The following is a 12,949-nucleotide window of genomic DNA, read 5'->3' as shown; positions in this document are numbered from 1 at the left end:
GCGCGGAGTTGATCGACTCCGGTACGATGCGTGGCCGGGGTTTGTGAGGCCCAAGTGTCGGGAAATCGACAAAGAGCCGAAGCGATCTCGACGGTCGTCGGCCCCGCTCCGCCAAAACGGACGGAGCAGGTGTACGCGGTGTGCGGGTGATGCGACGATGGACCACGAGGGGGACGCGGCACGGCCGTTGACGGGCCGTCCGGTTCGACGTGCCCCCTGGGGGAGGCGTCCCGGGCCGGAGGCCAGGGGCGGATGCCGCGACACTCGGGGGGAGCGGGAGTCGGCATGAAGCTCATCGGCAACAGCGGAACGGGAGAACGACTGGCGGCCAGCACCACCGCGGACACCGACACCGGCGCCCGACCCACCGACCAGTCGGACCACCCGCCCACCGGCGGCCTGCCCGCCCAGCGCACCACCGCGGGCGGCGGCATCGACGTGTCCGGCTACGGCCCCGAGCAGCTCGTCCACCTGACCGCCGACCAGGTCGCCGCCGCCTCCGCCCGCGACCTCGGCGGGCCCGCCGGCGACCTCGGCGACCTCAGCGGCGACGACGACGCCGGCGACAGCTTCGAGACCGCCCTCGCCGCCCGCGAACAGGCCGCCCTCGAAACCCGCCACCGGGGCGCCGCCGACGCCGGCGACCCCAACGCCGCCAGCCAGCTCGGCGCCCTCCTGCTGCGCCGGGGCGACCTGCGCGACGCCGAACCGTACCTGCGCACCGCCGCCGCCGCCGGCCTGCGCGCCGCCGCCAACAACCTCGGCGTCCTGCTCCACCAGCAGGGCCACCGCACCGAGGCCGCCCAGTGGTGGCGGCAGGCCGCCGTGGCCGGCTCCGCCCCCGCCGCGCACGCCCTCGGCCTGCAACTGCGCGACCAGGGCGAGGAGGAGGCCGCCGAGTACTGGCTGCACTACGCCGCCGAACAGGGCCACCCGCTCGGCGCCTACGCCCTCGGCGACCTGATGGAGCACCGCCGCGACGTCCGCGCCGAACGCTGGTTCAAGGCCGCCGCCGACTCCGGCCACCGCGAGGCCGCCTACCGCCTCGCCCGGATGCGCGAGGCCGCCGGCGACAAGGAGACCGCCGAGACCTGGTACCGCACCGCCGCCGCCCGCAGCCACGCCCGCGCCGCGCTGCGCCTCGGCGTCCTGCTCGAAGCCCGCGCCGACCTCGACGAGGCCGCCCGCTGGTACCGGCAGTCCGCCCAGAACGGCGAGGCCCGCGCCGCCTGCGCGCTCGGCTTCCTGCTCCGCGACACCGGCGACCTCGCCGCCGCCGCCGAATGGTGGCAGGAGGCCGCCGAAGCCGGCGACGGCACCGCCGCCAACGCCCTCGGCGCGCTGCACGCCGGCCGCGGCGAGAACGCCGTCGCCGAACGCTGGTACCGCGCCGCGCTCGACGCCGGCGACCACAACGGCGCCTTCAACCTCGGCCTGCTCTGCGCCGGCGCCGGCCGCGAGGCCCAGGCCGAGCAGTGGTACCGCCGCGCCGCGTACGCCGGACACCGCGAGGCCTGCAACGCGCTCGCCGTCGTGCTGCTCCAGCGCGGCGACGAGTCCGGTGCCGAACCCTGGTTCTCCAAGGCCGCCGAAGCCGGCTCCGTCGACGGCGCCTTCAACCTCGGCGTCCTGCACGCCGGCCGCGGCGAGACCCGGCAGGCCCAGGAGTGGTACGCCCGCGCCGCCGCCGGGGGCCACGGCGAGGCCGCCCTGCAGCTCGCCGTCGTCCAGGAGCAGCGCGGCAACCTGGCCGGCGCCCTCGACCGCTACCGGCAGTCCGCCGACGGCGGCTCCGCGGAGGGCGCCTTCCGGCTCGCCTCGCTGCTCGACCGCCGGGGCGACGCCGACGCCGAGGCCGAGCACTGGTACGCCACCGCCGCCGACGCCGGCCACCGCCGCGCCCAGGTCCGGATGGGCGTGCGCGCCGCCGAACGCGGCGCCCTGCAGATCGCCGAGAGCTGGTACCGCCGCGCCGCCGAGGCCGGCAGCCGCAGCGCCGCCTTCAACCTCGGCCTGCTGCTCGCCCGCCAGGACAGCGAGGCCGAGGCCATGCTCTGGTACACCCGCGCCGCCGACGCCGGCCACGGCCGCGCCGCGCTCCGGCTCGCCCTGCTCGCGCTGCGCCGGGGCGAGCCGCGGCAGGCCGAGAACTGGTGCAGGCGCGCGGCGGAGTACGGCCCGGCGGAAGTCGCGGAACGCGCGGGACGACTGCTGGGAGCGCTCAACGCGGAGCTCTCGGCGTAGCGCCACCGCCGGGGCCGTCAGGCCGCGCTACACGCTCAGCGAGCGCAGCGCCGCCTCGTGCAGGACGCCGTTGGTGGCGACCGCGTCCGCGCCGGTGGGGCCGTCGATGCCGTCGAGGCCGGTGAAGCGGCCGCCGGCCTCCTGGACGATCACGCAGGGGGCGGCCATGTCCCAGAGGGAGAGCTCGGGTTCGGCGGCGATGTCGACGGCGCCCTCGGCGACCATCATGTAGGACCAGAAGTCGCCGAAGGCGCGGGTGCGCCAGCAGACCCGGGTGAGGTCGAGGAAGGCGTCCAGGCGGGCCCGCTCCTCCCAGCCGCTGAGCGAGGAGAAGGACAGCGAGGCGTCCGCGAGGCGGGAGACCTTGGAGACGTGGATGCGCTGCGCCTTGGCCAGGCTGCGGCCGGCGAACGCGCCCAGGCCCTTCGCGGCCCACCAGCGGCGGCCGAGCGCCGGGGCGGAGACGATGCCGACCACCGGGACGTGCTCGCCGTCGGGCTGCTCCTCCAGCAGGGCCACCAGGGTGGCCCAGACCGGGACGCCGCGGACGTAGTTCTTGGTGCCGTCGATCGGGTCGATCACCCAGCGGCGCGGACCGGAACCGTGCAGGCCGTACTCCTCGCCGAGCACCGCGTCGCGCGGGCGGGCCCGCTGCAGGACGGAGCGGACCAGTTCCTCGGCGGCCTTGTCGGCGTCACTGACCGGCGTCAGGTCGGGCTTGGTCTCGATCTTCAGGTCGAGCGCCCGGAAGCGCTCCATGGTGATCGAGTCGGCCGAGTCGGCGAGGACGTGGGCGAGTCGGAGGTCGTCGTGGTAGTCGGCCATGCACGGAACCCTAGCGGACTCAGTGTCCCGAACCGCTGAGCTGGAGACCGATCACGCCCGCGATGACCAGCGAGATGGAGACCAGCTTCAGGGTGGAGGAGGACTCGCCCAGGAAGACCATCCCGTACACGGCGGTGCCGGCCGCGCCGATGCCGGTCCACACCGCGTAGGCGCTGCCGACCGGGAGGGTCTTCAGCGAGAGGGTGAGCAGCCCGAAGGAGCCCAGCGCGAACAGGGCGAAGCTGATGGTGGGCCAGAGCCTGGTGAAGCCGTGGCTGAGCTTGAGGTTGACGGCGAATCCCGTTTCCAGCAGACCGGCGAGGATCACCATGGCCCATGCCATCGGGTTGACTCCCTGTCAGGTAGGACGGTGTGACCTTCCTATCGTTACCCAGCGCAGCGGGCCCAGCGACTCGCGCCGGGCGGGAAAGCGCGGTGAATTCTCAGTCGCCCTCGGAAGCCTCGCGGGTGGCCAGCAGGCGGCGCAGCGAGTACAGCCGGGCCGGATCGGCGTGCCCGTCGGCGACCCAGGCGTCCAGCGCGCAGTCCGGCTCGTCGTGCGAGCAGGCCCGCGGGCAGTCCGCGGTGCCCGGTTCGAGGTCCGGGAAGGCGTGGATGACCCGGGACGGCTCGATGTGGGACAGGCCGAAGGAGCGGAAGCCCGGGGTGTCGATCACCCAGCCCGGGTCCAGCGCCTTCTTCGAGCCCGGCTTGGCGCCGGGCGGCGGCGGCAGCCGCAGGGCCAGCGCCGAGACCGTGGTGTGCCGGCCGCGGCCGGTGACCGCGTTGACCCGGCCGGTGCTCCGCCGGTGCTCCGGGACGAGCGCGTTGACCAGGGTGGTCTTCCCGACGCCGGAGTGCCCGATGAACACCGTGGTGCGCCCGCGCAGGTGCGCGCGGACGGCCTCCGCGCCGACCGTCTCCAACTCGTCGGCCCGGGTCACCACGTAGTCGATGCCGAGCGCCGCGTACGACTCCAGCAGCTCGTCGGCCGGCGCCAGGTCCGACTTGGTCAGCACCAGCAGCGGCTCCATCCCGGCGTCGTACGCGGCCACCAGGCAGCGGTCGATCAGCCGGGGCCGCGGCTCCGGATCGGCCAGCGCGGTGACGATGGCCAGCTGCTGGGCGTTGGCGACCACGATCCGCTCGTACGGGTCGTCGTCGTCCGCGGTGCGGCGCAGCACCGAGCTGCGCTCCTCGACCCGGACGATCCGGGCCAGCGTGTCCGGCTCGCCGGACAGGTCGCCGACCACGCTGACGGTGTCGCCCACCACGACGCCCTTGCGGCCCAGCTCGCGCGCCTTCATGGCGACGACCTGGCGTTCGTCCTTCGTCCCGCCGTCGACCAGGCAGGTCATCCGGCCCCGGTCCACGGTGAGGATCATCGCCTCCGCGGCGTCCTCGTGCTTGGGCCGGATCCGGGTGCGGGGGCGGGAGCCCCGGCGGCCCGGGCGGCTGCGGATGTCGTCCTCGTCGGCGTTCTTGTCGTAGCGGCGCATGCTGGTGTCCCCCGTCAGCCCTGGCCGAGGAGGTCGGCCCACATCCGCGGGAAGTCCGGCAGGGTCTTCGCCGTGGTCGCCACGTCCTCCACCAGCACGCCGTCGACCAGCAGGCCCAGGACGGCGGCGGCGGTGGCCAGCCGGTGGTCCTCGTAGGTGTGGAACACCCCGCCGTGCAGCGGCCGGGGCCGGATCCGCAGCCCGTCCTCCGTCTCGGTGACGTCGCCGCCCAGCGCGTTGATCTCGGCGGCCAGCGCGGCCAGCCGGTCGGTCTCGTGCAGGCGCAGGTGCGCGATGCCGTACAGGTGCGACTCGGAGCCGGCCAGCGCCGCCACCGCCGCGATCACCGGAGTCAGCTCGCCGACGTCGTGCAGGTCCGCCTCGATGCCGTGGATCTTGCCGGTGCCGGTGAACTCCAGCCCCTCGTCGGTGAACTCGCAGCTGCCGCCCATCGCGGTGAAGATCTCCCGCAGCTGGTCGCCCGGCTGGTACGTGTGCCGGGGCCAGTCCCGGACGGTCACCCGGCCGCCGGTGGCCAGCGCCGCCGCGAAGAACGGGGCCGCGTTGGAGAGGTCCGGCTCGACCACCAGGTCGCGGCCGATCAGCGCGCCCGGGGTGACCCGCCAGACGTCCTTCTCGCCGCCGTCCTCCGGCGCGTCGACCTGCCCGCCCGCCTTGCGGACCATGTCGACGGTCATCCGGATGTGCGGCAGCGAGGGCACCGGACCGCCGGTGTTGCGGATCTCCACGCCGTGCTGGAACCGGGCGGCGGAGAGCAGCAGCGCCGAGACGAACTGCGAGGAGGACGAGGCGTCCACCTCCACCGGCCCGCCGTCCAGCCCGCCCGTGCCGTGCACGGTCAGCGGGAAGCCGCCGCGCCCGCCGTCGTCGATCCGGGCACCCAGCGCGCGCAGCGCGTCGATCACGCCGTGCTGCGGCCGCTCGTGGCTGCGCGGGTCGCCGTCGAAGTGCACCGGGCCGTCCGCGAGGGTGGCCAGCGGCGGCAGGAAGCGCATCACCGTCCCGGCGTTGCCCACGTCCACCCGCGCCGGGCCGAGCAGCCGCTCGGCCGGGATGACCCGCCAGGCCTCGCCGCCGCCGGTGCCGCCGGACGCCGCGTTCACCGTCTCCTCGACCGTCACGCCCAGCGCCCGCAGGCCGTCCGCCATCAGCTGCGAGTCGCGGCTGCGCAGCGGCCGGCGCACCCAGCCCGGACCGTCGGCGAGGGCGGCCAGCACCAGCGCGCGGTTGGTCGCGGACTTCGAGCCGGGGATCGTCACGGTCGCGTCCACGGCGGCGGTGGCGACGGGAGCGGGCCACAGGGAGTCGGTCATGGCGCCAGTGTATGAGGCCCGCCGCCGCTACCGGGGCAGCAGCCAGGCCGCCCCCAGCCCCAGGCAGGCCAGCGCCACCACCAGGAACAGCACCACCCACAGCGCCCCCGGCACGCCCGTCAGCCGCGCCAGCTGGTCCGCGTCCGACCCGGACCGGCCGTCGCGCCGCCGGGTCACCCACAGCTCCAGCAGCGGCCGCACCCCCGCCAGCAGCAGGAACCACACCCCCAGGTAGGCGAACGCCCCCTGCCATTCGGCCGTCCCGTACCAGGACACCGCGACGAACGCCCCGCCGGTCGCCAGCACCGCCACCACCCCGAACAGGTTGCGCAGCGTCAGCAGCATCGCCGCCAGCAGCGCGATGCCGATCCACAGCAGCGCGGTGGTCCGCCCCGCCGCCAGCAGCGCCGCCCCGCCCAGGCCCAGCAGCGACGGCGCCGGGTAGCCCGCCGCGGCGGTCAGCACCATGCCCGGGCCGGTCGCCCGGCCCGAGGACACCGTCAGCCCCGAGGTGTCCGAGTGCAGCCGGATCCCCGCCAGCTTCCGCCGGGTCAGCAGCGCCGTCAGCCCGTGCCCGCCCTCGTGCGCGATCGTCACCACCGTGCGGGCCGGCCGCCACAGCGGACGCACCGCCACCACCAGGAACGCCACCGCCGCCGTGCCCCACACCAGCCAGGACGGCGGGTCCGGCCGCGCGGCCGTCACCCGCTCCCACAGCCCCACGAAGTCCACCACGCCGACCTCCGCTCGCCGTCCGCTTCCCCTGCCCGGGGCGGGCAGCCTCCCACGGAAGGACGGGCCGCCGGTAGCCGGTGGTTCTGGCCCGCCGCGCTCTGGCAAGCTGGGCGGCATGTGCGGACGCTTCGCCTCCTCCACCGACCCCGCCGAACTGGTCCGCCTGTTCGGGGTCGAGCGGTGGGACCCGACCGAGACGATCGCCCCCAGCTGGAACGTCGCCCCCACCGCGCCGACCTACGCCGTCCTCGACCGCGCCCCGCGCGGGCAGCGCCGGCCGGTCCGGCAACTGCACGTCCTGCGCTGGGGCCTGGTGCCCGGCTGGGCGAACAGCCGGGACACCGCCGTCAAGATGATCAACGCCCGGGCGGAGACCGTCCACGAGAAGCCCGCCTACCGGCAGGCCTACGCCGCCCGGCGCTGCCTGATACCCGTCGACGGCTACTACGAGTGGCAGACCGCCCCCACCGACGACCTCTCCCGCCCGCCCCGCCGCCCCTACTTCGTCCACCGCGCCGACGGCGCCCCGCTCGCCCTCGCCGGGTTGTACGAGTTCTGGCGCGACCGCGCCCACCCCGGCGACCACCCCGACGCCTGGCTCGTCACCTGCACCATCGTCACCACCGCCGCCGAACCGCTGCTCGCCCCCGTCCACGAACGGATGCCGCTCTACCTCGGCCCCGACCGCTGGGACGCCTGGCTCGACCCGCACGCCGAGACCGCCGACCTCACCCCGCCGCCGCCCGGCGACCTGCGCGTCCACGCGGTGCCCGACGAGGTCGGCAAGATCCGCAACAACCACCCGGGACTGACCCGGCCGCGCACCGAGGACGACCGCACCACGCTGTTCTGAACGGCGACGCCCTCCCGGGCGGGGGTGCGGGGAAGTGCCCTCCGGGCGGGGGCGGGGCGGGAGATGGGTGACGCCCTTCCGGGCGGGGACGCGGGGCAGGCGGGGAGTGCCCTCCGGGCGGGGCGGAGCGGAGGATGGGCGACGCCCTCCCGGGCGGGGTGCGGGGGCGGGCGGGGGAGTGCCCTCCGGGCGGGGACGGGGCGGGGAGATGGGTGACGCCCTTCCGGGTGGGGGAGTGCCTTCCCGGGCGGGGACGCGGGGGCAGGCGGGGGAGTGCCTTCCCAGGCGGGGGAGCGCCCTCCGGACGGGGAGTGCCCTTCCGGGCGGGGACGGGGCGGGGAGATGGGTGACGCCCTTCCGGGCGGGGGCGCGGGGGCGGGCGGGGAGTGGCCTCCGGGTGGGGGTGTTCCTCTATACGCTCTGCGGCATGCAGCGGATCATCGCCACCCCCGCCGGGGACGCCCGGCTCCACTGGTTCCGGGCCGCCGAGCCGCGGGCCGTCCTGCTCCTCGGGCACGGCGCGGGCGGCGGGGTGGAGGCGCCCGACCTGCGGGCGCTCGCGGACGCGCTGCCGGCGGGCGGCGTCACCGTGGTGCTCGCCGAGCAGCCCTGGCGGGTGGCCGGGCGCAGGCTCGCCCCGGCGCCGGCCGCGCTCGACGCGGGCTGGCCCGCGCAGTTCGCCGCCGCCGCCGGGGAGGGCCTGCCGGTGTACGCGGGCGGCCGCAGCGCCGGCGCCCGGGTGGCCTGCCGGACCTCGGCCGCCCTGGGCGCGGCCGGCGTCCTCGCGCTGGCCTTCCCGCTGCACCCGCCGGGCCGGCCGGAGCGGACCCGGGCGGACGAACTGCTCGGCACCGGCCTGCCCACCCTGGTCGTCCAGGGCGGCGCGGACACCTTCGGCACCCCGGCGGAGTTCCCCGCGCTCCCGGCCGGCCACCGGCTGGTCGAGGTCCCACACGCCGGGCACGGCTTCGCCGTCCCCAAGCGGGCCCCGCTCACCCGGGAGGCCGCACTGGAGCTGGTCACCGGGGCGGTCGCCGACTGGCTCGCCCGGGCCTGAGCCCGGGGCGGCGGCAAGGCCGCGGCGCGGGACGTGAGTTGCGCCTCAGGCGGAGGGGCCGGGAATGCGGCGGCGGCCGACGGGGTTGCACGAGGCGTCAGAACATGCCCCCGGTGGAAAGGCAGGGTCCATGGGTTCGATCGCGTGCCGCGAGCGGCCGGAAGAGCGGGCCGCGCAGTCCGCGCTCCTGCCGGACTGGTCGGAGTGGGTTGTCGCGGGCGAGAAGCCGGTCAGCCCGATATCCTCGCTTGCGGGTCGGCCCGAGGTGGGCCGTGTGCGGGTTTCCGAGGAGGTGGGTCCGGTCGTCGGGACCGATGACGCGGCCGTGTCGGGCGCTGCTGGCGCCGACCAGGGCCGCCCGGAGGGCGAACAGCTCACCGGCGACGAACTGGCCGAGGCGATCGGCGAGGACACCTTCCGGGTGTCCGAGAACGAGAGCGAGGAGGCCCGGCGCGAGCGCTTCGAGCGCGACGCGCTCGGCTACCTGGACCCGATGTACTCGGCGGCGCTGCGGATGACCCGCAACCCGGCCGACGCGGAGGACCTGCTCCAGGAGGCGTTCGCCAAGGCGTACGCGTCGTTCCACCAGTTCCGCGAGGGCACCAACCTCAAGGCGTGGCTGTACCGCATCCTCACCAACACGTTCATCAACTCGTACCGCAAGAAGCAGCGCGAACCCCAGCGCACCGCGGCCGAGGAGATCGAGGACTGGCAGCTGGCGCGCGCCGAGTCGCACATGTCGACCGGCCTCCGGTCGGCCGAGGCGCAGGCGCTCGACCACCTGCCGGACAGCGACGTGAAGGACGCGCTGCAGGCGATCCCGGAGGAATTCCGGATCGCGGTGTACCTCGCGGACGTCGAGGGCTTTGCGTACAAGGAGATCGCGGACATCATGGGTACACCCATCGGTACGGTGATGTCCCGACTGCACCGTGGCCGCCGTCAGTTGCGCGGCATGCTGGAGGACTACGCCCGCGAGCGGGGGCTGGTCCCGGCCGGTACCGGTGCAGGGCAGGAAGCGAAGGGCGCGGGCTCATGAGCTGCGGCGATCCGCACGAGACCGAGTGCGGAGAGGTGCTGGACCACCTCTACGAATTCCTCGACAACGAGATGCCCGAGGGCGACTGCGCCAAGCTGCGGGTGCACTTCGACGAGTGCTCGCCGTGCTTGGAGAAGTACGGCCTGGAGCAGGCGATCAAGGCGCTGATCAAGCGCTCCTGCGGCTGCGACGACACCCCGACCGACCTCCGCGCCAAGGTGCTGGCCCGGATCGACTCGATCCGCACCCAGCGCTCCGGCGAGGTCGACACCTCGGTGATCGAGGTGTCCTCGGTGAGCGTCGAGGTGACGGTCGACGGCGCGGCCGGACACGGCTCGGCGGTCGCGACCGCCGAGTAGCGCTCACTCGATCGGGTGAGCTGTCGCTGCTCCGGCTGCGGCGATACGCGATCGTGCGCCCCGCCCCCGCGGGCGGGCCCTATTCTCTGACGAGTCCTCACGTCGGAGGGCCCGGTACGGGCGGGGGAGGCCGAGATCGCCAGCGCACGCGAACGCGAGCGGAACACCGCCGCCGCCCTGCCGGGCCGGGCCGTGGTCTACCTGGCCCTCGTCCTGGCGGCCGCGTCCGCCGTGCTGCTGCCGCTGGCCGTGGCCGGTCCCGAGTTCGACTGGCCCCGGATCGGCCTGCTCGCCCTGCTGCACCTGTGCCTGGAGTCGCTGGCGCAGGGCGCCCGCACCCCGTGCGCCCGGGTCTGGCGCCGGCTGCGCGGCCGCCCCGCCGACGAGGCGCACGCCGACCCGCGCGGCAGCGGCTTCTTCCCCGTCCTGTTCGCCGGCGTGCTGATGCTGCCGCCCGCCGCCGCCGCCCTGGTCGCGCTGCCGGGGGCGCTGCTCGGCCCGGCCGCCCACCCGCGCGGACCGCGCCGGCTGTGGAACGGCGCCCAGCTGGCGCTGGCCGCGGCCGCCGCCGCCGAGGTGTTCCGGCTGCTCGGCGGGGCCCGGCTGCTGCTCGGCACCCGCTTCCCCGGCGCCGCGCTCGGCGCGCTGGCCGCGATCCTGACGTTCTGCCTGGTCAACGGCGTGCTGGTGGCCGGCATGGTCCGGCTGACCTGCGGCGCGGCCGGCCCGGGCGCGCTGGGCGCGCTGCGCCGGGCCGCCCCCGCGGCGCTGCTGCACGGCGCCGGCGGCCTGATGATCGCGGTGCTCTGGCAGGGCCCGTACGGGGCGTTCGCCGCGGTGCTCGGCCTGCTGCCGCTGACCATCACCGCCTGGCTCTCCGCCCAGGGCCACCGCGAGCGGGCCGCGCACCGGGCCACCGTGCAGGCGCTGGTGCAGGCCGTCGAGATCAAGGACGCGTACACCCGGGGCCACAGCGAACGGGTCGGCCGGGCGTCGGTGCTGATCGCCCGCCAGCTCGGCCTGGCCGAGGAGCGGATCCGCACGCTGCACTTCGCGGGCACCCTGCACGACGTCGGCAAGCTCGCCGTGGCCACCGAACTGCTGCGCCGCAACGGCCCGTTGACCGACGCGGAGCGGCGCGCGGTGGAGGTCCACCCGGTGTTCGGGCACGAGCTGGTGCGGCAGCTGGACTTCCTCGGCGAGGGCCGGGACGGCATCCTGCACCACCACGAGCGGATGGACGGCCGCGGCTACCCGCACGGGCTGGCCGGGGAGCGGATCCCCGAGTTCGCCCGGATCATCTCGGTCGCCGACGCCTTCGACTCGATGACCTCCACCCGCTCCTACCGGCGCGGCCGGCCCGTCCCGGAGGCGGTCGCCGAACTGGAGCGGTGCGCGGGCAGCCAGTTCGACCCGGTGATGGTCGGCGCGCTGGTCCGGGCGGTCGCCGAGCACGGCTGGCAGCCCGAACCGCCGCCGCCCGGCGGCTGGGACGGCGAGGTGCCGGACATCCCGCTCGGCGTGCCCGAACCGGCCCGGCTGCCCCAGCAGAGCGGCACCGGCCTGCCGACCGGGGGAGCGGCGTGAGGAGCCGCCGCCCCGCCCCGGCCGACCTGCTGTTCGCGCTGGCCGGGCTGCTCGGCGCCGCCGCCGCCGTGCACGCCCTGACCGACGGCGTCGCCCAGGGCGGCGTCGCGCTGGCCTTCGCCGGGCTGGTCGCGCTCGGCCAGTGCGCCGGGCCCGCGCTGCCCGGCGACCGCGAACCCGCGCCGGTCGCCACCGCCGTCGCCCTCGCGTACGCGCTGCTCGGGCCGCTGCACGGGCTGCCCACCACGCACGGCGTGCTGCAGGTCGCCGCCGTCACCGCCGTCGGCACGGCGGCCGGGCTCGGCGCCCAGTACGCCGGGCGGCGGGCGCTCGCCGCGGCCCGGCACCGCTCGTGCGTCCCGCCGGTCGGTCTGGACGCGGCCGCCCGCCGGCTGGTCACGGTGGCGTTCGCCGCGCTGCTGTTCCAGCCGCTGTACAACTCCGGCATCACCGACCGGCTGTCCGGGCCCGGGTACGGGGCGCTGCTGGCGGGCGTGGCCGCGCTGGCCGCGCTGGGCGACGCGGTGCTGGCCGCCGCCCAGCAGTGCGCCCGCACCGGGCTGCGCTACGCCGCCGCGCTGGACGACCAGCTGCACGCGCTGCTCGGCATCGGCTCCGCGCAGGTCGCCACCGGACTGCTGCTGAGCCTGCTCGCCGGGGAGGCCGGACTGTGGGCGCTGCCGGTGTTCTGCCTGCCGCTGCTGCTCGCCCAGGCCTCGTTCCGGCGGGCCGCCGCCGTCCGGGCCACCACCGGGCAGACCATCGAGACGCTGGCCCGAGCCACCGAGATCGCCGGCTACACCACCCCCGGGCACGCCCGCCGGGTCGCCGACACGGCGTGCGCGCTGGGGCGCGAACTCGGGCTCGGCAGCCGGGAGCTGACGCTGCTGGAGTACGCCGCGCTGATGCACGACATCGGGCAGCTGTCGCTGGTCGAACCGGTGCCGGGCGGGGCGACCGCGCTGCTGCCGGACGGCGAGCAGCAGCGGATCGCCCGGCTCGGCAGCGAGGTGATCCAGCGCACCGGGGTGCCCCGGCAGGTGTGGCAGCAGGTCGCCCGGCTCGCCGACCCGTGCCGGCTGGCCGACGGCCGGCACGACCCGACGCTGCCGCTGGCCTCCCGGATCATCCGGGTCGCCAACGCCCACGACGACCTGCGCACCGCCGCCGCCGACCGCCCCCGGGCCGGCGCCCGGGCCGTCCTCGACCCGTTGGAGCACCTGCGGCTGGACGCCGGGCACGGCTACGACCCGGTGGTGCTGGAGGCGCTGGGCCGGCTGGGCCGCCGCGGCCACCGGGCGGCCCGGGGTCCGGACCGGCGCGGCTGCCCGGCGGCCTGAATGGCCGCGCGGGGCGCGCGGCCGGGGGCGGGCGTGGTTGGATGCGGTCGTGGCGGGAAGACCCGGAGGCGGGGCGA

General features: G+C 76.3%; 12 protein-coding genes. 7 read left to right on the top strand and 5 right to left on the bottom strand.

The features are described from left to right. Positions 1-285 precede the first annotated feature (285 nt). Complete coding sequence (locus ACZ3J7_RS21805) at positions 286-2,244, top strand: tetratricopeptide repeat protein (RefSeq protein ID WP_465623581.1); 1,959 nt, start codon at positions 286-288, stop codon at positions 2,242-2,244. Between the two features lie 27 nt (positions 2,245-2,271). Here ACZ3J7_RS21805 and hisN read toward each other — a convergent pair whose 3' ends face one another. The 5 genes from hisN to ACZ3J7_RS21780 all read right to left on the bottom strand — a co-directional run bounded on the left by hisN (position 2,272) and on the right by ACZ3J7_RS21780 (position 6,637). Continuing rightward, positions 2,272-3,069 carry a histidinol-phosphatase gene (gene hisN / locus ACZ3J7_RS21800; RefSeq protein WP_465623579.1) on the bottom strand — a complete coding sequence of 266 codons (798 nt, stop codon included), beginning with the start codon at positions 3,067-3,069 and terminating at the stop codon, positions 2,272-2,274. Positions 3,070-3,088: 19 nt separating this feature from the next. Next, on the bottom strand, positions 3,089-3,412 hold the full coding sequence (locus ACZ3J7_RS21795) for a DMT family transporter (protein WP_030462823.1): 324 nt from the start codon (positions 3,410-3,412) through the stop codon (positions 3,089-3,091). Between the two features lie 100 nt (positions 3,413-3,512). After that, positions 3,513-4,568 (bottom strand): ribosome small subunit-dependent GTPase A, encoded by a 1,056-nt coding sequence (rsgA, locus tag ACZ3J7_RS21790; RefSeq protein WP_465623575.1) that lies wholly within the window; start codon positions 4,566-4,568, stop codon positions 3,513-3,515. Between the two features lie 14 nt (positions 4,569-4,582). Further along, a complete protein-coding gene (gene aroA / locus ACZ3J7_RS21785; RefSeq protein WP_465623572.1) occupies positions 4,583-5,902 on the bottom strand; it encodes a 3-phosphoshikimate 1-carboxyvinyltransferase in 1,320 nt (439 codons plus the stop codon). Between the two features lie 27 nt (positions 5,903-5,929). Further along, a complete protein-coding gene (locus tag ACZ3J7_RS21780; protein ID WP_465623569.1) occupies positions 5,930-6,637 on the bottom strand; it encodes a M50 family metallopeptidase in 708 nt (235 codons plus the stop codon). 115 nt (positions 6,638-6,752) lie between these two features. Between ACZ3J7_RS21780 and ACZ3J7_RS21775 the strand changes: the two genes are divergently transcribed. The 6 genes from ACZ3J7_RS21775 to ACZ3J7_RS21750 all read left to right on the top strand — a co-directional run bounded on the left by ACZ3J7_RS21775 (position 6,753) and on the right by ACZ3J7_RS21750 (position 12,872). Further along, complete coding sequence (locus tag ACZ3J7_RS21775; RefSeq protein ID WP_465623567.1) at positions 6,753-7,490, top strand: SOS response-associated peptidase; 738 nt, start codon at positions 6,753-6,755, stop codon at positions 7,488-7,490. A 427-nt stretch (positions 7,491-7,917) separates the two neighbouring features. Next, positions 7,918-8,547 carry an alpha/beta hydrolase family protein gene (locus tag ACZ3J7_RS21770; protein ID WP_465623564.1) on the top strand — a complete coding sequence of 210 codons (630 nt, stop codon included), beginning with the start codon at positions 7,918-7,920 and terminating at the stop codon, positions 8,545-8,547. A 325-nt stretch (positions 8,548-8,872) separates the two neighbouring features. Then, complete coding sequence (locus ACZ3J7_RS21765) at positions 8,873-9,586, top strand: sigma-70 family RNA polymerase sigma factor (protein WP_100836424.1); 714 nt, start codon at positions 8,873-8,875, stop codon at positions 9,584-9,586. Then, positions 9,583-9,945, top strand: coding sequence for a mycothiol system anti-sigma-R factor (gene rsrA / locus ACZ3J7_RS21760; protein ID WP_465623562.1), 363 nt, complete (start codon positions 9,583-9,585; stop codon positions 9,943-9,945). The genes ACZ3J7_RS21765 and rsrA overlap by 4 nt, the downstream gene beginning before the upstream one ends. 192 nt (positions 9,946-10,137) lie before the next feature. Continuing rightward, positions 10,138-11,532, top strand: a complete 1,395-nt coding sequence (locus tag ACZ3J7_RS21755; RefSeq protein WP_465623557.1) for an HD-GYP domain-containing protein — start codon at positions 10,138-10,140, stop codon at positions 11,530-11,532. Further along, positions 11,529-12,872: an HD-GYP domain-containing protein gene (locus ACZ3J7_RS21750; RefSeq protein WP_465623553.1), complete on the top strand. Its 1,344-nt coding sequence runs from the start codon at positions 11,529-11,531 to the stop codon at positions 12,870-12,872. The genes ACZ3J7_RS21755 and ACZ3J7_RS21750 overlap by 4 nt, the downstream gene beginning before the upstream one ends. Positions 12,873-12,949 lie beyond the last annotated feature (77 nt).

It is taken from the genome of Kitasatospora sp. NPDC015121, from assembly GCF_055562955.1.
The sequence above is the reverse complement of the archived record's forward strand: the minus strand, read 5'-3'. Positions and strand labels throughout refer to the sequence as shown.